General features: G+C 49.6%; 7 protein-coding genes. All 7 read left to right on the forward strand.

The features are described from left to right. Positions 1-45: 45 nt before the first annotated feature. The 7 genes from ICW23_RS04200 (at position 46) to ICW23_RS04230 (ending at position 21,380) form a co-directional block, all read left to right on the forward strand. A complete protein-coding gene (locus ICW23_RS04200; protein WP_016936049.1) occupies positions 46-1,020 on the forward strand; it encodes an acyltransferase domain-containing protein in 975 nt (324 codons plus the stop codon). Between the two features lies 1 nt (position 1,021). After that, positions 1,022-3,262: an ACP S-malonyltransferase gene (fabD, locus tag ICW23_RS04205; RefSeq protein WP_016936048.1), complete on the forward strand. Its 2,241-nt coding sequence runs from the start codon at positions 1,022-1,024 to the stop codon at positions 3,260-3,262. Between the two features lie 67 nt (positions 3,263-3,329). Beyond that, positions 3,330-3,578, forward strand: a complete 249-nt coding sequence (locus tag ICW23_RS04210; RefSeq protein ID WP_016936047.1) for an acyl carrier protein — start codon at positions 3,330-3,332, stop codon at positions 3,576-3,578. A 51-nt stretch (positions 3,579-3,629) separates the two neighbouring features. Further along, complete coding sequence (locus ICW23_RS04215) at positions 3,630-4,892, forward strand: hydroxymethylglutaryl-CoA synthase family protein (protein ID WP_016936046.1); 1,263 nt, start codon at positions 3,630-3,632, stop codon at positions 4,890-4,892. Further along, positions 4,889-5,662, forward strand: a complete 774-nt coding sequence (locus ICW23_RS04220; protein WP_099744043.1) for an enoyl-CoA hydratase/isomerase — start codon at positions 4,889-4,891, stop codon at positions 5,660-5,662. The genes ICW23_RS04215 and ICW23_RS04220 overlap by 4 nt, the downstream gene beginning before the upstream one ends. 9 nt (positions 5,663-5,671) lie before the next feature. Next, positions 5,672-6,421, forward strand: coding sequence for a polyketide synthase (locus tag ICW23_RS04225; RefSeq protein WP_016936044.1), 750 nt, complete (start codon positions 5,672-5,674; stop codon positions 6,419-6,421). 28 nt (positions 6,422-6,449) lie between these two features. Next, positions 6,450-21,380, forward strand: a complete 14,931-nt coding sequence (locus ICW23_RS04230) for a non-ribosomal peptide synthetase (protein WP_188154064.1) — start codon at positions 6,450-6,452, stop codon at positions 21,378-21,380. Position 21,381: the final 1 nt, after the last annotated feature.

The raw sequence follows: 21,381 nt of genomic DNA on the forward strand, positions 1-21,381 counted from the left end.
CACAAATCAATATTTTAAAAAAATATGCAGCGAAAAGGAGAACAAATGAGCCAGCCAATTGTTTTCATGTTTTCCGGACAGGGTTCCCAATATTATCACATGGGAAAAGAGCTGTTTGCACATAACGCCGTTTTTCGGCAGAAAATGCTCGACTTGGACGATTTTGCCGCCAGCCGTTTCGGTGTTTCTGTCCTTAAAGAGATTTATCATACAGCCAATCGTCTGTCCGACCCATTTGACCGCCTTCTTTTCAGCCATCCCGCCATTTTTATGGCTGAGTACGCACTCGCGTATGCTTTGGAACAAAAAGGCATACGTCCCGATTGCGTAATCGGAGCGAGCCTCGGTGAATATGCGGCGGCCGCTGTGTCAGGTGTGCTCAGCCCCGAAGACGCTTTAGATTGCGTGCTGGAGCAGGCCGAAATCATTATGGAAACATGCCGAAACGGCAGCATGCTTGCGGTACTGGGGAATCCGAAATTATACCAAGATGATCCGCTGCTCCATGAAAATAGTGAATTGGCCGCTGTTAACTATCAATCTCACTTTGTCATCTCTGGAGAGCAGGGACACATCAGAAAAATCATAGACGACCTGAGAGAAAAGCAGATTCCTCATCAGCTGCTGCCGGTATCATACGGGTTTCACTCAGCGATGGTTGATCAGGCGGAGCATCCGTACAAGCGCTTTTTGGCTCAGAAATCAATCCGGACTCCGTTTATTCCGTTCATTTCCAGTGCAACTGGAGAGGCTGAGACGGAAATTCAAGCGGACTTTTTCTGGAATGCCGTCAGAAAGCCGATTCGATTCCGCGAAGCGCTTCAATTTGCTGAAAGCCGCGAAAAGGGATTGTATATCGATGCCGGGCCTTCCGGAACATTGGCCGCATTTGCCAAACAGATTCTTCCCGCAGGATCGGCTGAACGCATCCGTACCATTATGACGCCGTTCCATAAAGAACAAACCCATTTGCAGCAAATCGAAGACATCATTTTATCATCGCTCGGAAGGAGACTGTAAGATGATCAGCTTTGTTTTTCCCGGCCAAGGTTCGCAAAGAGTAGGGATGGGAGAGGAGCTGTTCGGCCGCTACCCTGAATTAACCGCAAAGGCCGATCATATTCTCGGATATTCCGTTCAGGAGCTGTGCAGGGACGGAGAACGTCTCAATCAGACTCAATTCACTCAGCCGGCACTCTATGTCGTCAATGCTTTGAGTTATTTGAAAAAAACAGAAGAAACCGGCTTGAAACCGGATTTTACCGCCGGACACAGTTTAGGAGAATATAACGCGTTATACGCCTCGGGAGCCTTTGATTTTGAAGAAGGCTTGCAGCTGGTCAAAAAGAGGGGCGAACTGATGAGCCGCGCAAAAGGAGGCGGCATGGCAGCGGTGATCGGCCTGACTCATGAGCGGGTGACGGACGTTTTAAGAGAATATCAATTACATATGATTGATATCGCCAACATGAACACACCGCAGCAAATTGTCCTTTCCGGATATAAAGAAGATATTGAAAAAGCCGCAGCCGTATTTGAATCTATAAATGGCGTGAAAATGGTTCACCGCTTAAATGTCAGCGGCGCTTTTCATTCCAGATACATGCTCGAGGCGAAGGAGGAGTTTTCACGGTTTATTGAATCTTTCCATTTTAAGCCGCTGTCTATTCCGGTCATTTCAAATGTGACGGCAAGGCCTTATGAGCAGAGTGAGCTGAAAGAAACACTCGCCGCGCAAATAACGGGATCTGTGAACTGGACAGACAGCATCCGTTTCTTAATGGGACGAAAGAACATGAGCTTTGAAGAAATCGGTCCCGGAAAAGTGCTGACCGGGCTGATCCAAAGAATTACAGCTGAAGCGAAGCCGATAACAGATGAAATCAAAGCTCCGGCTGCGGCTGAAAAAAGCTCAATTACGGCGGCATCTTTAGGAAATGAAGAGTTTAAACGTGATTATCAGCTGAAATACGCCTATCTGGCCGGCGGCATGTACCGAGGAATCGCTTCGAAGGAGATGGTCGTCAGGCTGGCCAAAAAAGGAATGATGGGCTTTTTCGGAACAGGCGGATTAAGCATCGGACAGACGGAGGACGCCATTTTGTCAATTCAGCATGAGCTTCGTGACGGCGGTTCCTTCGGCATAAATGTTGTACATAATATGAAGCATGCAGATTCTGAAGAAAAAATGGTTGATCTTTTACTGAAGCATGGGGTGCAGAATTTGGAAGCATCAGCATTTTTAACGGTTACTCCCGCTTTAGTCAGGTTTCGCGCTAAGGGATTAAAGCGAAGTGCTGACGGACAAGTGACAGCGCGTCAGCGGATTATCGCCAAACTGTCCCGTCCGGAAGTAGCGGAAGCGTTTCTCAGTCCGGCGCCTGATCATATGTTGCAAAAGCTTGCAGCCGAAAACAAGATTACTGCAGAAGAAGCGAATCTGATGAGAGAAATACCCGTTGCGCATGACATCTGCGTGGAGGCCGATTCGGGCGGCCATACTGACGGCGGAACTGCTTACAGCCTTATGCCGGCGATCGTCCGTTTAAGAGATGACATGATGAAAAAATATCGATACGGCAAAACCGTCCGTATCGGAGCCGCAGGGGGTATCGGAACGCCTGAGGCTGCCATGGCCGCATTTATGCTCGGCGCTGATTTTATTGTGACCGGGTCCATTAACCAATGCACCGTTGAAGCGGCGACAAGCATTCCCGTCAAGGATCTGCTTCAGCAGATGAATGTACAGGACACGGCTTACGCGCCGGCCGGCGATATGTTTGAATCAGGCAGCAAAGTGCAGGTATTAAAGAAAGGACTGTTCTTCCCGACCCGCGCCGCTAAACTGCATGAACTGTATCAGCGTCACGGCTCAATTGAAGAAATTGATGAAAAGACAATCAGACAAATAGAAGAGAAGTATTTTAAGGCAAGTGTAAGCAGTGTTTATGAAAAAGTGAAGGCGCACTATTCGAGAGAAGACATTTCAAAAGCCGAACGGAATCCGAAACAGAAAATGGCGCTCATATTCAAATGGTATTTCAGGCAAAGCTCCGCCTCGGCGATTAAAGGAGATCCCGATGCCAAGGTAGATTACCAGATTCATTGCGGGCCGGCATTGGGAGCCTTCAATCAATGGGTGAAAGGTACGGAGCTGGAATCCTGGAAAAACCGCCATGCCGATGGAATCGGCCTGCGGCTGATGGAAGAGACGGCCTCGCTTTTGAATCAGAAGTTACGTTCATTTTTGCAAACGTGTTGACAAGACGAAATGATAGATTGAAAACATGGAATATTCATAAAAAGGATGAAACAGGGAGGAACTGACAATGAGTAAAGATAGAATCTTTGAATTGCTGCAGAACACAATTTACGAGGTTTTGCCTGATTTAGAAGGCGAACGGCTCTCACATGAAGACCGTTTAGTTGATTTGGGGGCGGATTCAGTGGATCGTGCAGAAATTATCACGATGATGCTGGAGGAATTATCTTTGCAGATCCCGCGTGTGGAGCTGACAGGAGTCTCAAACATCGGCGAATTGGCTGAAAAGCTTTATGAAAAGGTACAGGCCGTCTGATAAAACGGCGCAAAAATCTGGAGCTCAAAATTCATATTGGAGGCGAAGTTCATGACTGCTGCCGGAATAGAAGCGATAAATGTGTTTGGCGGGACGGCATACCTCGATGTCATGCAGCTGGCGGAGTACAGAAACTTAGACCCTGCCAGATTTGAGAATTTACTGATGAAAGAAAAAGCGGTGGCGCTTCCCTATGAAGACCCCGTTACATTCGGCGTTAACGCGGCAAAGCCGATTATCGACCGATTGACAGAGGCTGAAAAAGACAGAATCGAGCTGCTGATTACCTGCTCGGAGTCCGGCATCGACTTCGGAAAATCACTCAGTACATATATTCATGATTACTTAGGCCTCAACCGGAACTGCCGTTTATTTGAACTGAAGCAAGCCTGCTATTCAGGAACGGCGGGCCTGCAGATGGCGCTTAACTTTATTTTGTCCCAGACGTCCCCAGGAGCGAAAGCGCTTGTCGTTGCAACGGATATTTCCCGGTTTTTAATTGCCGAAGGCGGCGATGCGTTAAGCGAAGATTGGTCTTACGCAGAACCGAGCGCCGGAGCGGGTGCCGTCGCCTTATTGATCGGTGAAAATCCGATCGTATTTCAGGCGGATGCGGGCGCAAACGGCTACTACGGCTATGAGGTGATGGATACATGCCGCCCGATCCCGGACAGTGAAGCCGGTGACGCTGACTTGTCATTGATGTCTTACCTTGATTGCTGTGAACAGACATTTCGCGAGTACAAAAAACGTGTGCCGGGCGCTGACTACAAAGAGACGTTTCACTACCTTGCTTTCCATACACCGTTTGGCGGCATGGTAAAAGGAGCCCACCGGACGATGATGCGAAAGCTTGCAAAAGCGAAAAACGCTGAGATCGAACAGGATTTTCAAACAAGGGTAGAGCCGGGGCTCCGCTACTGCCAACGAGTCGGAAACATTATGGGTGCAGCCTCTTTATTGGCTCTTGCCAGTACGATTGACCAAGGGGCATTCGGCACTTCTAAACGGATCGGCTGTTTCTCCTACGGGTCAGGATGCTGTTCGGAATTTTACAGCGGCGTTGTGACGCCTGAGGGACAGGCGCGGCAGCATTCTTTCAAGATAGAAGAGCATCTGAACGACAGATACAGGCTGTCCATGGAGGAGTATGAAGAACTGTTTAAAGGCAGCGGTTTGGTCAAATTCGGAACCCGGAATGTCAAATTGGACATGAATATGATTCCGAACATTTTAGACCATCATACCGGAAGCCCCCGTTTATATTTGGAAGAAATCACGGAATTTCACCGGAAATACAGGTGGATCCCGTGACCTATGAGACGATAAACGTCCGTTTTCAGCAAAATGTCTGTTTCATCACCTTTTATCGGCCTGAAGCCAACAATACGATTAATGAGCGTTTAGTGGAGGAATGTCTGCATGTTCTTTCTGAATGTGGGGACTCCATTACCTCCGTAGTGCTTGAAGGGCTGCCGGAGGTATTTTGTTTCGGGGCGGATTTCGATGAGATGTACGAGAAAATGAGACAGGGCATGCAGCATGCGGAATCACAGGAGCCGCTTTACCGTTTGTGGCTGGCATTAAAATCCGGGCCGTACATCACCATCGCCCGCGTGCGCGGAAAAGTAAATGCGGGAGGTGTCGGATTTGCTGCCGCGTGCGATATCGTCATCGCAGACGAGAGTGCTTCATTCAGTTTATCTGAGCTGTTATTCGGGCTGTATCCCGCCTGCGTTCTGCCGTTTTTAATTCAAAGAATCGGATTTCAAAAGGCGCATTATATGACGATTATGACAAAGCCCGTGCCGGCAAGGCAGGCGCTTGAATGGGGACTTTGTGACGTATGCGTTTCGGACAGCGCAACAGAGCTGAGAAAGCATTTGCTGCGCCTTCGTCCGCTGTCGAAAAAAGCAGTCATCCGCTATAAACGATACATGGATTCCTTAAACGACCTTGTTCATCGTTCGAAATCCGCTGCTTTAGCCGAAAATCAAGCGATGTTTTCAGATACGGATAACCAATCAGCCATCATCCGTTATGCAGAAACGGGACGGCTTCCTTGGGAAACGGAGAACAGTTAGGAGGATATCATGCCGAACGCCGCAGTTGAACTTCTCGAAATTGAACCGGAAATTATCCAAGTGACAATGCAGGATAAAACACACAAAAATGCCTTCTCCAAAGAGCTGACGGATGGATTGATGGAGGCTTTCGCCCGTATTAAAAAATCGTCCGTCTATAAAGCTGTGATTTTAACAGGCTACGGTCATTACTTTGCTTCCGGAGGCACACAGGAAGGCTTACTCAGGATTCAGCAGGGCATCACGAAATTTACGGAAGACCGCATGTACTCTTTAGCGCTGGAATGTGATATCCCCGTCATTTCCGCCATGCAGGGCCACGGAATCGGAGGCGGTTTTGTCATGGGGCTCTTCAGTGATTTTGTCATTTTAAGCAAAGAAAGCGTGTATACCGCAAACTTTATGAAATACGGCTTCACCCCCGGAATGGGCGCTACCTTTATCGTTCCGCAAAAGCTTGGGGCAAGCCTCGGACATGAAATGCTGTTAAACGGAGGCCATTACCGCGGCGGTGACCTGGAGAAAAGAGGGGTGCCTTTTCCGGTGCTTCCGAGGCAGGAAGTATTGGGATACGCACAGGAACTGGCCCGTGAGCTTGCGGAAAAACCGAGAAACTCGTTAATCACATTGAAAAGGCACTTGGTGACGCCGTTTCGCGAGCAGCTTCCGGCCGTTATTGAGAAGGAGTTAATCATGCATGACCAGACGTTTCATGATGATGAAGTGAAAAAACGAATCACGACGATGTACGGAGTATAAGACATACAGATGAAATGGAGGCAGCTCTATGAAAAGTGATATGAAGGCAAGCGGGTTACTCAAGCCATCTGTCAGCTATGGAAAATCATTGCGGCTTTCAGCGGATCAGCCGATGACGATTCCTGAAGTCCTGCATAAAACCGCCGCGGCAGCGGGAGATCAAAAGGGCATCACATATATACAGCCTGACGGCACCGAAGTGTATCAGACTTACAGCGGTTTGAAAAAGATCGCTCTTTCGATTGTGAAAGGACTCCGCCAATCAGGCGTGAAAGCCCATGATGAAGTCATTTTACAGCTCAGTGACAATTCTCAGCTGATTCCTGCTTTTTGGGGCTGTGTTTTTTTAGGAGCGATCCCGGTTCCGCTTGCGGCCGCTCCGGCTTATACAGAAATGAACAGCGGGACGCAAAAACTGAAAGACGCTTGGACGCTTTTGAATCAGCCGTATGTCATCACAAGCCGTGAAGTGCTGACGGAGATGACTGAATGGGCGAAGGATCAGGAGCTTTCCGGGTTCTGCGCTTTGGCGGCAGAAGATCTTTCCGCGCATGAAATGGATACAGACTGCCATTATCCCCGTCCGGAAGATCTGGCGATGCTGCTGTTGACCTCGGGAAGCACGGGCACGCCGAAAGCTGTGATGCTCAGTCATGAAAACATCGTCTGCATGGTCAAAGGAAATATTCAGATGCAAGGCTATACAAGTGAGGATGTCACGTTTAACTGGATGCCTTTTGACCATGTCGGCGGCATCGGAATGCTTCATCTGCGTGATGTTTATCTCGGGTGTGAAGAAATCAACATACCGAGTGAATCCATTTTGATGGACCCCTTAAAATGGCTCGATCTGATTGATCATTACCGTGCTTCGGTCACGTGGGCGCCCAATTTTGCCTTCGGACTCCTCGCCGATTTCGCAGAAGAGATTCAAACGCGGAAATGGGACTTATCCTCCATGCGTTATATGCTGAACGGAGGGGAGGCCGCGGTTGCGAAAGTCGGACGCAGAATTATGGAACTTTTAGAGCCGCACGGTCTGCCGGCTAATGCCATCCGTCCCGCATGGGGAATGTCTGAAACGTCTTCAGGGGTTATTTTCTCAGATGAATTCACGCTGGAAAACACGAGTGATGACGACCGCTTCGTGGAGATCGGTCTGCCGATTCCGGGGTTTAATATGAGAATTGCGGATGACCGCAATCAGGTGGTGGAAGAAGGAGAAATCGGCCGCTTCCAAGTGTCGGGTCTGACTGTGACGAGCGGATATTATGAGCGGCCGGACTTAAATGAGACTGTCTTTACAGAAGACGGCTGGTTTGAAACGGGAGATCTCGGATTTCTGCGGGAAGGCCGTCTGACGATAACGGGCCGCACGAAAGATGCCATCATTATCAACGGTGTGAATTATTACAGCCACGCCATTGAATCAGCCGTTGAGGAATTACCGGAAATCGAAACATCATATACAGCGGCATGCGCCGTCCGGCCGAATCAAAGCACGACAGATGAGCTGGCGATTTTCTTTGTGACATCCGTTCCGTTGGATGAGAGCCGCCGGACGAAGCTGCTTCATCACATTCACCAGCATGTGACACAGCGAATCGGCGTCACCCCTGACTATCTGCTTCCGGTTGCGAAAGAAGACATTCCTAAGACGGCAATCGGAAAAATCCAGCGCACCCAGCTGAAACATTCATTCGAACAAGGGCAATTTGCTTCATTACATAATAACGGGCAAGAAGACGGCACTTCGGAATCAGCTTCTAAAGAGAAAGAAATTGAACGGGATTTTATCCGCTTTCTGAAAGAGGAACTTTCCATCGCGGATGAACTTGTTGATTCAAATACACCGCTTCAAAGTCTTGGCGTCAATTCGATTAAGATGATGAAACTCGCCAGATCAATCGAAAAAATGTATCATATCCGGCTGACGGCAAGAGAGCTGCACAAAAACCCGACGATTGGCGCTTTAGCCGCTTATACTGCTGAAAAATCGGCAAGCATGTCCGCTGACCAACACCCGGCAAAAGCCGAACCGCCGGCAGAACGGGAGAGCAAGCAAACGGCGCCAGCGCTTTCAGAAGTTCAAAAAGGGCTGTGGACATTGCAGAAAATGTCGCCGGAATCGGCTGCATACCATGTCCCGCTCTGTTTCCGATTCACATCAGAAATCGACAAAGAGAAACTGAAACAGGCGTTTCAGCTTGTATTAAAACAGCACCCGATACTCAAAAGCGCCGTAAAGGAAACAGACGGCGGGTTTTATTTTGCAGAAGCGGCTGATCCTTTTGTATTTTCGGAAGAAGATATTTCTGACGTAAATGAATCACAAATACCAACTCTGATACGAAAAAAAGTGAAAGAGCCGTTTGTCAAAGAAGGCGGGCCTTTGCTGCGTGTGCAGCTGCTTTCAAAATCCGTCTCGGAACATTATCTTTTAACGGTCATTCACCATATCGTGTTTGACGGTATTTCATCCATTACATTTATTCACAGTCTGCTGGATCACTATCAGGCGCTGCTGCAGGGAGAAGAATTTACAGCTGGTACTTCCGTACATTCAGATTACGCGGTTTGGGAAAAGCGGTACTTGGCAAGTGAGGAAAGCAAGAAAGACCGCGCTTACTGGATGGAACAGCTCGGAGGCGGCCTGCCCGATCTTCAGCTTCCGCCGATGCGCACGGACAGCAGTGCTCCGGAGTTTACAGAAGAAACGCTGACACGCAGGCTTCCTGAACGGCTGCTGAAAAATGTCACGGCATTTGCCGCATCGCGTTCGATTCAATTGTCCACCGTCATGCTGAGCTGCTACATGGTGCTTTTAAGCAAGTATACGGATGAGGAAGATATTGTGACAGGCATGCCTGTAATGGTCAGACCGGAAGAACGCTTTGACGGGGTGATCGGCCATTTCCTCAACATGCTTCCCATCCGGAGCAGAGCCGGACGGAAAGAAACATTTGCTGATTTTGTTCAAAAGGTGCAGGATGCGGTTTTGGACGGACTGGATCACTCATTTTATCCGTTTCCGAAAATGGTGCGTGATGTTCATGCGACACCTCGGCAGAACGGTTCGCCTATTTTCACTAATGCTTTTTTCTATCAGAATTTTTTGCAGCATTCAAGCTATCAATCGATGCTTGATGAATACAAGGAATTCTCCTGTGAGTTTGTAAAAGGCATTCATCAGGAAGGGGAATATGATCTTGTATTTGAAATGTGGGAAGAAGCATCGGGCATGGATCTTACGATTAAATACAGCACTGAATTATTTGATGAAGCCGGGGCAGCCAGACTTTTCAACCAATTTGTACAGGCAGCAGAATCTTTGACGGCAAACGCGGATATGCCGCTTGAGAATGTTTCTCTCATGACAAAAAGCGAGGAGCAAAAGATTTTTAAGACTTGGAATGAGACAAGCCGCGAGTATCCGGATGCCTGCTTCCATGAATTATTCGAACGTCAGGCGGCAGAAACCCCTGATGCCTGTGCAGTTGTGTATGAAAAGCAAAAACTGACATACCGTGAACTTGATGAAAAAAGCACGAAACTGGCGCTCTATTTGCAGGCGCACGGCGCGGGGCCTGATGATCTCATCGGCATTTATACAGATCGTTCATTGCATATGGCTGTCGGCCTTCTCGGCATTTTAAAAGCCGGGGGAGCGTATGTGCCGCTTGATCCTTCTTACCCCGCTGACCGATTGGAATATATGATTGCTGACAGCAGGATCTCAATGTGCCTGACGACAGCTGATTTAGAGCACTCTTTGAACTGGGGAGGCGTGCAGACAGCAGCCATTGACCGCGATTGGTCTGATATTGAAGAGACCGCGGGGGAAAGAATGGCGCTGAAACGGCTGGTGACGCCTGAAGACCTGGCGTATGTCATTTACACGTCGGGCAGCACGGGCAAACCGAAAGGCGTCATGATTCCGCATCGGGCGCTGACCAATTTCTTGATCTCGATGGCGCATGAACCGGGGCTTTCGTCCGAAGATAAACTGCTTGCCGTCACGACATATTGCTTTGACATCGCGGCATTGGAGCTGTACCTTCCCTTAATCACAGGAGCGGAATGCCATATCTGTAAGACAGAAGTCACAAAAGATGCCCGGAAGCTGAAAGAACTGATTAAGGAGTACAAACCGACGATCATGCAGGCGACGCCGTTTACGTGGAAAATGCTCTTTCATTCCGGATGGACAAATGAAGAAAAGGTGAAAATCCTTTGCGGCGGTGAGGCGCTTAGTGAGCAATTGAAACAGCAGTTTCTCGATACGAAAAGTGAGGCTTGGAATATGTTCGGGCCGACAGAGACGACAATCTGGTCCGCGGTGCAGCGTATAACGGAAAATGAGAGCGCGCTTACGATCGGGCGCCCGATCGCCAACACCCGTGTGTATATGATAGATTCCAACCTCAACCCTGTTTTAGAAGGGGTGCCGGGAGAGCTTTGTATTGCGGGAGACGGATTGGCAAGAGGGTATTTCAACAAGCCTGAGCTGACGGACAAAGCCTTTGTCAGCCACCGGCTGGAACAGGGATCAAAACTTTATAAAACAGGCGATATGGCGCGTTTTCTTCCCGGCGGCCGCATTGAATACATGGGACGGATGGACAGCCAAGTCAAAATTCGCGGCTACCGGATTGAACCCGGAGATATTGAGAGCCGGCTGAATGCCCATCCGGCCGTACAGGAAAGCGTTGTTGTTGTAAACAATCACTCCGGAAATGAAAAGCTTTGCGCATTTTATATCCTGAAAAACGGAGAGAAGCTTCCGTCTTCAAAGGAATTGCGCAGGCATTTGAAACAAGCGCTGCCGGCCTATATGGCGCCAGCTTCCTTTATCCGTCTTGAAGAGCTGCCGCTTACGCCGAACGGAAAAGTTGACCGTAAGCTTCTTGCAGCGCGCGATTTGACAGAGAAAAAGCCGGAAACAAAAATATTTTCTTCATCTCATATTCAGCAGGCGGTGCTTGCGATTTGGCAGGACGTATTAAAAAGCAGTGACATAGCGCTTGATGACCGCTTTTTTGATGCGGGAGGGGATTCGCTCCTTGCCGTAACTGTCACTGACCGGATGTCGCGGGAACTGGATTGTGATTTCAGTGTGACGGAGCTGTTTGAATACGCGACGGTAAAAGACATCAGCCGGTATATCGCTGAACAAAAACCGCAAGAAACCGTTTTTGCATCTGTATCAGAAAAGAAAATGAATGCAGAAAACCGCGAAAACCTGACGGGGAAATTTCCCGATTATTATGAAGAAAGCGTCGCGGTTATCGGTATATCCTGTGAGTTTCCAGGAGCGAAAGACCATTATGAGTTTTGGAATAACATCAAAGAAGGCAAAGAAAGCATCACCTTTTTTTCAAAAGAGGAGCTCCGCCGTTTCGGTGTTTCTGAAGAACTGGCTGATCATCCCGGCTTCGTCCCGGCTAAAGCCGTTTTAGAAGGAAAAGAAATGTTTGATCCGGGTTTCTTCGGCTTTTCACCGAAAGATGCGGAATATATGGATCCTCAGCTGAGAATGCTTTTGCTCCATTCATGGAAGGCGATTGAGGATGCGGGATATGTCTCAACAGACATACCGGAAACAAGCGTGTATATGTCTGCAAGCGCCAACTCTTACCGCAGCCTGCTGCCGGAGGAGACGACAGCACAGCTGGAAACGCCGGATGGCTATGTGTCATGGGTGCTTGCCCAAAGCGGGACGATTCCGACGATGATTTCTCATAAACTCGGGTTGAAAGGGCCGAGCTATTTTGTCCATGCCAACTGCTCATCTTCTTTAATCGGCCTGCATTCGGCTTTTCAAAGCCTGCAGTCCGGCGAAGCCAAGTACGCCCTTGTCGGCGGTGCGACCCTTCATACGGAATCAAGTGCCGGGTATGTTCATCAGCCTGGGCTGAATTTTTCAAGCGACGGGCATATTAAAGCGTTTGACGCGGCTGCTGACGGAATGATCGGCGGTGAAGGGGCCGGTGCCGTACTTTTGAAAAAAGCGTCCGATGCCGTTAGGGACGGCGACCATATTTATGCGCTGCTGCGCGGAATCGGCGTCAATAACGACGGAGCGGATAAGGTCGGATTTTACGCGCCGAGCGTCAAAGGACAGGCTGAGGTCATTCAGAAGGTCATCGATCAGACGGGCATCCATCCTGAAACGATCGCGTACGTTGAAGCTCACGGCACGGGAACAAAACTCGGCGACCCGATTGAACTGTCCGCGCTTCAATCTGTGTACGGCCGATACACAGATAAAAAACAATACTGCGGCATCGGTTCAGTCAAAACAAATCTTGGGCATTTAGATACAGCCGCCGGAATGGCGGGCTGCATCAAGGTTGTCATGAGCTTATATCATCAGGAAATCGCGCCGAGCATCAATTACAAAGAGCCGAATCCTCATCTTCATTTAGAAGACTCTCCGTTTTACGTTGCGGAAGGGAAAAAAGAGTTAACCCGCGAGAACACAGCGCACCGCATGGCCTTAAGCTCTTTTGGGCTTGGCGGAACAAATACACATGCGATTTTTGAAGAATATCCCGAGGTGTCTGAAGCAGCAGAATGGACAGGTCCGTACATTATTCCGCTGTCTGCCAGAAAACAAGACCGTCTGAAGGAGTACGCAAAACGGCTGCTGGCTTTTCTCGATGCAAAAACGGACGCCGATCTTGCGGATATTTCCTACACTTTCCAAGTCGGAAGGGAAGCGATGGAGGAGCGTGCGGCCTTTATCACAAGCAGCGCTGCGGAGCTGAAGCGGCAGCTTGCCGATTTTATCAATGATAAGCCGGCTGTAGCAGGCTGCTTCAGGGGAGAAAAACAGCAGGCAAAAGACATCGCCTGGCTTTCTGATGATGATGACAGCGCTGAACTCATTGAGAAATGGCTTGCGAAAGGAAAAGGTTCGAAGCTATGTGAAATGTGGAGTAAAGGTGTCGCTATTAATTGGCACAAGCTTTACAAAGACAAGCATCCGAAGCGGATCAGTGTGCCGGTCTACCCGTTTGCAAAGGAACCGTACTGGCCGAAAAAAGCTGAAACGAAAACATCTGCCGCACATACCGGAATCTCAGTTTTACACCCGCTCGTGCAGCAAAACACGTCAGACTTGGCCGTTCAGCGGTTCAGCTCACGGTTTACAGGCTCTGAATTTTTCCTGAAGGATCATGTGGTCAGAGAAAAAGCGGTGCTGCCGGGAGCGGCATATTTGGAAATGTCTTATGAAGCGGTAAAACGGGCGCTTGGCGGTTTATTAAAGGATCAAGACAGAATAACGCTCCATCATACGGTCTGGATGAAACCGATCGTCGTTCACGAACAAGAGCGCCAAGTCCATATTGCGCTGTTTCCTGAAGAAGACGGCATTATCTCGTATGACATTTACAGCGTAAACGCTGACGATGAAGAAGTGCTGCACAGCCAAGGACGGGCTGAAATCAAAAAGGCTGAACAAGATCCTGAGACAGACCTTTCTGCCATACAAAGCAGGTGCACAGCGGACATTCTTGATCCGGCGTCCTTTTACCGGGAAGGCAGGAGCAGGGGGATGTTTCACGGAAAAGCCTTCCAAGGCATTAAGTCCGCCTTTATCGGTGAAAGAGAAGTGCTTTCTGCCATACAGCTTCCGGATTCTGTTTTTCATACGAACGGACAATTTACGCTTCATCCGAGCATCATTGATTCGGCTATTCAGACGGCCACGATCTGCATTATGCAGGAGTTTTCCGGACAAAAGCTGATTCTGCCGTTTGCGCTGGAATACCTTGAAGTCATCAAAGCGTGCACGCCGACTATACGGGCGCATGCACGCTTCAGCGAAGGATATCAAACCGGTGATTTTGTGCAGAAAGCCGACATTGACCTGTACGACGAAACAGGAGCGCTTTGCGTGAAGGTGAGAGGCTTCTCTACGAGAGTGCTTGAAGGCGATGCAGAATCGGCTCAGCCATCCGGCTCGGAAAAGGTCTTGTTTACACCGGTGTGGAAAGAAGCTGCGGCATCCGAGAAAGCTTCTGTCCATGCTGATGAGCATTTGATCATTCTTTGTGAAGATGCAGTTCATCTAAAAGATGAAGCGGCATCCGGCCTGAAAGACGCCGAACTGCTGATTGCGGAAGGTGAGGGCGGAACAGCCGCTGAACGCTTCCAAACCGATGCGCAGATGATCGCTGAACACATCCGGCGGATCATGAGCGAAAAAAGGCAGGGCCGCATTCTGATTCAGACCGTTATTTCAGCAGACGGCAGCCAGCAATTGTTTGCCGGATTAACAGGTTTGTTAAAAACAGCCGAGCTGGAATACGGAAAACTTGACTGTCAGCTCATCGAAATAGATTCAATCGGCAAAATACCTGCTGTCGCTCAAAAACTAAAAAACGACAGTCATCGGCCGCATGATAAACACATCCGTTATAAAGGAGAAAAAAGGTATGTGAAGGCCTGGGAAGAAATGCATCCTGCAGGAAGCGGACCCGTCTGGAAGGACGAAGGCGTATACCTGATTACCGGAGGCGCCGGAAGCTTAGGCTTGATGTTTGCAAAAGAAATCACTGATCGCGTAAAACACCCGAAGATCATTCTGACCGGCCGCTCAAATGTGACAGAAGCCAAGCAGCGTGAAATCGCCATGCTTCAACATGCGGGCGCACATGTCATCTGGAAAAAGCTGAATGCGGCAGACCGGCGGGAAAATGAGGCGCTGATAAAAGAGATTACGGCGGAATTCGGGGAGCTTAACGGAATTATTCACGCTGCGGGCGTGATACAAGACCGCTTCCTGCTGCAAAAAACGAAGGAAGAATTCCGGGAAGTGCTGGATCCGAAAGTGATCGGCACCGCTTATTTAGATGAAGCCAGCAAAGACTGCAGCCTTGACTTTTTCGTATTTTTCTCCAGTGTTTCCGGCGTTCTCGGCAATGTCGGGCAGGCTGATTATGCCGCCGGCAACGCGTTTATGGATGCGTACGCCGCTTACAGGCAGTCCCTTACGGAGAATGGCCTGCGGTACGGAAAAACGGTCGCCTTTAACTGGACGCTGTGGAAAGACGGCGGCATGCAGGCGGGAGACGAGACGGAGAGAATGATGAAAAAAGCTTTCGGCATGGTTCCGCTTCAAAAGGCGGCCGGCCTCGCTGCATTCTATGAAGGTCTGGCTCAGGAAAAGCCGCAAATTTTAGCAGCTGAAGGCTACAAGGCAAAATTGAAACAGACGTTCCTATCCATTTCTGAAGCTGACAAACAGCAGGAGAAGACGGCAGAGCCTGTATCAGCCGTTTCATCAGGCCAATGGCACGATTCGCTTATCCGAATGGTCAGTTCGATTTTAAAAGTCAGCCAAGACGAGATTGATATTGATACGGAGCTGAGTGAATACGGCTTTGATTCTGTATCATTTACCGTTTTTACAAATCAATTAAATGAGGCGTATCAGCTGGAGCTGGCGCCGACGATTTTCTTTGAGCACGGCACGATCCGCAGTTTAGCGGAATATTTGACAGATGAGGATGCCGGCTCTCCTTCTCAGCCGGAAGAAAAACAAGATGAAGAGGAAGCTCTTCCGATGCTTCATACCGCTTTGACAGACATGGTAAGCGGAATTTTAAAAGTCGGCCGTGAGGATATTGAGATTGAGACGGAATTGAGTGAATACGGTTTTGATTCCGTAACGTTCACCGTCTTTACGAATCAATTAAATGAAGCGTATCAGCTGGAGCTGGCGCCGACGATTTTCTTTGAGCACGGGACGATCAGCGGCCTGGCCGGATATTTGGCAAAAGAGCACCCGGGCCGTTTCGGCGAAAAGAAGAAAGAGACGCCGAAAAAAGAGCAGCCAAAAGCCCATAAGCCGAAAACGCAGCGAAGAAAGCGTTTCGCGACAGTAATGCACGCTGCGGCAGAGACAAAAGAACCGCGCCGCTTTGACCCGGTTGCGATTGTTGGAATCAGCGGCCGATTCCCGGGCGCGAAGGACATAGAGGAATTTTGGCGCAATCTGAAAGAAGGAAAAGATTCGATCACAACGATTCCGAAAGACCGCTGGGATTGGGAAGCGTTTAGTGGCGACCCGAATCTTGAAGGGAATAAAACGAATATCAAGTGGGGCGGCTTTATCGACGGAATAGCTGAATTTGATCCGCTGTTCTTTGGAATTTCACCGCGGGAAGCCCAATATTTAGATCCGCAGCAGCGGCTGTTATTGACTTATGCGTGGCGGGCGATAGAAGATGCGGGCTGTAAGCCGGAGAGCCTTTCCGGCACAAATACGGGCGTCTTCATCGGAACCGGAAATACCGGTTATAAAGATTTGTTCACAAGAGCCGGTCTTGCGCCGGAAGGACATGCAGCAACAGGCAGCATGATTCCTTCCATAGGTCCGAACCGTCTGAGCTATCTGTTAAATCTTCACGGGCCGAGCGAGCCGATTGAAACAGCATGTTCAAGCTCGCTTGTGGCGATCCATCGGGCGGTATCCGCTATAGAAAACGGAGAATGCGACATGGCGATTGCCGGAGGGATCAATACGATTTTGACGGAAGAAGCGCATATTAGCTACAGCAAAGCAGGCATGCTCAGCAAAGACGGAAAATGCAAAACCTTTTCCAAAGACGCCAACGGGTATGTCAGAGGAGAAGGCGCGGGCATTCTGATGCTGAAGAAATTGACAGATGCCGAACGGGACGGAAATCCGATTTACGGCGTCATCCGCGGGACGGCTGAAAACCACGGCGGCCGGGCGAATACGTTAACCTCGCCGAATCCGAAACTGCAGGCTGACTTATTGGTGAAAGCATACCGGAAAGCGGGAGTAGACCCGAGCACCGTCACTTATATTGAAGCGCACGGTACAGGAACGGAATTGGGTGATCCGATTGAAATAAACGGTTTGAAAGCGGCGTTTCACGAGCTGGCGAAAACAAATCAAGAGCCTGAAGTCTCCGGTCACCGCTGCGGCATCGGTTCGGTCAAAAGCAATATCGGCCATTTAGAGCTTGCCGCGGGAGTATCAGGCGTCATGAAAGTGCTTTTGCAAATGAAGCACAAAACGCTGGTGAAAAGCCTTCATTGCGAGACGATCAATCCTTACATTCAGCTGGATGACAGTCCTTTCTACATCGTGCGGGAAAATCAGGAGTGGACCGCTGCGGAAGATAGAAACGGAAATGCGATTCCGCGCCGGGCCGGGGTCAGCTCATTTGGCATCGGCGGGGTCAACGCCCATATTGTCATTGAAGAGTATGTCCCGAAAGAAACCGCTCAGCCTGAGCACAGCCCGGAAAATCCGGCAATCATCCTTCTGTCAGCCAAATCAAAAGAAAAACTGTTTGAACAGGCGCAGCAGCTGCAAAAAGCGATCCGCCAAACGCCGTATACAGATCAAGACTTGGCGGCTGTCGCTTATACGCTGCAAACCGGAAGGGACGAAATGGAAGAGCGCTTGGCCATTCTTGCAGCGACGATGGCGGAATTGGAAACAAAGCTGGAAGCATTTACGGAAAATGAGAAAAACATCGCCGGACTGTATACCGGCCAGTCCCACCGCAATAAAGATACGTTTGCACTGTTTACGGCGGATGAAGATATGGACATCGTCATTGACGCCTGGATCAGAAAAGGAAAATTCGCCAAGCTGGCAGAGGTATGGGTGAAAGGCGGCGTTTTGAATTGGAACCGGCTGTATGAAAAAGGCACGCCGCGTTTACTCAGTCTACCGTCTTATCCATTCGCAAAAGACACGTATTGGGTGCCTGAGAATCCTGACAAAAATAAGGTCCATACAGAGGAACGGATCAAACGTATTCTGACGAAACAATGGGAACAGAGCCGGCTTGAACTGCGTGAAACGTGCGCACGCCCCGTTGCGATTTTGACCGGCGGGGACACGATCAATCTCGCAGAAGAAATCGCAGCGCATATCCCGAATCACCGTATCATCACCGCATCAGGCTTTACCGGTGAATATGACTGGCTGGCGTTTGACGGAGTCATCGACCTCCTCGGCGCAGCGAAAGAAGATTCTGAAGACATGACCGGTATCAATTGGCTTCAGCAATTGATTGAGCATGGGCATAAAGAAGGAATGACACTGCTTTGTGTCACGAAAAACCTTGAGTCAATAGAAAAAGAGGCCAATCAAATAACAGGAGCAAAACGGGCCGGTCTGTACAGAATGCTGGCGTACGAGTACAGCCATCTGTCATCAAGGCATCTTGACCTTGAAGGAGCGCTTTCGGACGACATATTGGCGAAGCAAATTGCCGATGAGTTTCATGCCCGTACTGATGATGCGGAAGTTTGCCGAAGAGGCGGCGTGCGTTACCGTGCCGTATTGAGAGCCTCAGAAAACATAGAGATGAAAGGCGGGAGAATTGATTTTCCGCACGGCCATGCGCTGCTGATCACCGGGGGCACGAGGGGGATCGGTCTTTTATGCGCACGCCATTTTGCCGAACATTACGGAGTGAAAAAACTGGTGCTTACCGGCCGTGAGACCCTTCCGCCGCGACATGAGTGGACGGGCGGCCTGAATGGGGTGCAGGATTCTGTAAAAGCGAAAATTGATGCCGTTCTCGACTTGGAATCCAAAGGTGTACAAGTGAAGGTATTGTCCGTCCCATTAGCGGATGAAGCCGGACTGAGACAAGAACTGGATCAGATCAAACAGACGCTCGGACCAATCGGCGGGGTTATCCACTGCGCGGGTGTGACTGATAAAGAGACGCTCGCATTCATCAGAAAAACCGATGAGGATATACAGCGTGTGCTCGAGCCGAAAGTAGACGGGCTTCAGGCGTTATACAATGTTCTCAGCAGTGAACCGCTCAAGTTTTTCGTCCTGTTTTCTTCCGTGTCAGCTGCGATACCGGCGCTTTCAGCAGGACAGGCCGACTATGCCATGGCCAATGCGTATATGGATTATTTTGCAAACTCATACAAAGAGCAGCTGCCGATCGTAAGCATTCAGTGGCCGAACTGGAAAGAAACCGGAATGGGCGAAGTAACGAACAAAGCTTATAAAGAGAGCGGGTTATACAGCATCACGAATGCAGAAGGATTACAGCTTCTTGACGGCATACTTCTTGCATCAGCAAGAGGCCCTGTGCTGCCGGCCGTTTTGAATCCTAAGCTGTGGAAACCGGAGCAGTTCATGCGGCAAAGCAGCCAGGATAAGCCGATAAGTCCGGCTGCGGTAAAACCGAATAAAACAGCTGATTCGGCTGCGGACAACGAACAATTAACAAAGAAAACAGAAGAGTGGCTGATGGGATTATTTTCTGAAGAGCTGCGGATTGACCAGGATCAGCTTGAGACAGACGTATTATTCCAAGATTACGGAGTGGACTCCATTATCCTTGCCCAGCTTTTGCAGCGGATCAATCGGAATCTCTCAGCATCGCTTGACCCGTCCATTCTGTATGAATATCCGACGATTCAATCTTTCGCAAATTGGCTTCTCGATGGATATACAGAAGTTTTGTCAGATCTGTTTGATATGGCGGCGGGGCCTGTTATGAAGGCGCCGGCTGAGCCGGTAATTGAAACACAAGCCGTTAAGGCGGAAGAAGAGCCGGCCGGAAAACAGATTCACGGGGAAGATATCGCGGTCGTCGGCATGTCCTGCCGGTTTCCGGGGGCGGCTTCCTTAGAGGCGTACTGGTCGCTTTTGGCTGAAGGCCGTTCGGCCGTCCGTCCTGTTCCGGCTGAGCGTTGGGGTTTGAAGACACCTTATTACGCGGGAATGCTTGATGGAATTCATCAATTTGACCCGGATTTCTTTCTGCTGGCTGAAGAGGATGTGAAGGCAATGGACCCTCAAGCTTTGGCCGTTCTGGAAGAATGTCTTAACCTGTGGTATCACGCGGGCTATACGCCGGATGAGATAAAAGGAGAGGCAATAGGTGTGTATCTTGGCGGACGGAGCCGGCACAGACCGGGTGAAGAGAAACTGCTGGACGCGAAAAATCCGATCGTCGCGCTGGGCCAGAACTATTTGGCCGCAAATCTCTCTCAATATTTTGATATGCGCGGCCCGAGTGTTGTCCTCGATACGGCTTGCTCTTCTGCTTTAGTCGGAATGAATATGGCCGTGCAGGCCCTTGCAACAGGAGAAATAAAAGCGGCCGTTGTCGGCGGTGTAAGCCTGTTTGAATCTGAAGAAACCCATAAATTGTTTGAACAGCGCGGCATTTTAAGTGCATCGCAGTCGTTCCATGTATTTGACGAACGCGCCGATGGAGTCGTACTGGGTGAGGGTGTCGGAATGGTTCTTTTAAAAACCGTGTCTCAGGCCGTTAAAGACGGAGATTCCATTTATGCCGTGGTGAAGGCGGCTTCTGTCAATAATGACGGAAGAACGGCGGGGCCGGCTACGCCAAGCCTTGAAGCGCAAAAGGCCGTCATGAAGACAGCTCTTGAAAAAAGCGGAAAACGGCCGGAAGACATCACTCATATTGAAGCGAACGGCTCAGGTACGGTCGTCACTGATCTATTAGAACTGAAGGCCATTCAATCCGTCTACCGCACAACAGATGGCGGACCGCTCGGAATCGGATCTGTGAAACCAAACATCGGGCACCCGCTTTGTGCGGAAGGAATTGCAAGTTTCATAAAAGTTGTGCTCATGCTGAAAGAAAAGAGCTTTATCCCGTTTTTATCAGGTGAGCATGAACTTGCACATTTCGACAGAGAAAAGGCCAATATCCAGTTCAGCCGCACTCTGACAGACTGGCCGTCACCAATACCGGCGGCAGGAATAAACTGCTTTGCCGACGGCGGAACAAACGCCCATGTCATTGTAGAAGCGTGGCAGGAAGACGAAGGACGCCGAATCAAGCGCCATCCTTTAACACCGCCTGCATTAAATAAGCGGCTGATTTCGCAGGGCAAAGAAGAAACGAACGAAAAAGCTGCGGCAAACATCTGGGATACCTATGAAGTGGAGGTTTAAC

This window comes from Bacillus sp. 1021 (assembly GCF_014534735.1).
Classification (GTDB): domain Bacteria; phylum Bacillota; class Bacilli; order Bacillales; family Bacillaceae; genus Bacillus; species Bacillus siamensis.

Bases quoted from the DNA above. Each gene is read 5' to 3' on its own strand.
- ICW23_RS04200 (WP_016936049.1), top strand. From the start codon at position 46: ATGAGCCAGCCAATTGTTTTCATGTTTTCCGGACAGGGTTCCCAATAT.
- fabD (WP_016936048.1), top strand. From the start codon at position 1,022: ATGATCAGCTTTGTTTTTCCCGGCCAAGGTTCGCAAAGAGTAGGGATG.
- ICW23_RS04210 (WP_016936047.1), top strand. From the start codon at position 3,330: ATGAGTAAAGATAGAATCTTTGAATTGCTGCAGAACACAATTTACGAG.
- ICW23_RS04215 (WP_016936046.1), top strand. From the start codon at position 3,630: ATGACTGCTGCCGGAATAGAAGCGATAAATGTGTTTGGCGGGACGGCA.
- ICW23_RS04225 (WP_016936044.1), top strand. From the start codon at position 5,672: ATGCCGAACGCCGCAGTTGAACTTCTCGAAATTGAACCGGAAATTATC.
- ICW23_RS04230 (WP_188154064.1), top strand. From the start codon at position 6,450: ATGAAAAGTGATATGAAGGCAAGCGGGTTACTCAAGCCATCTGTCAGC.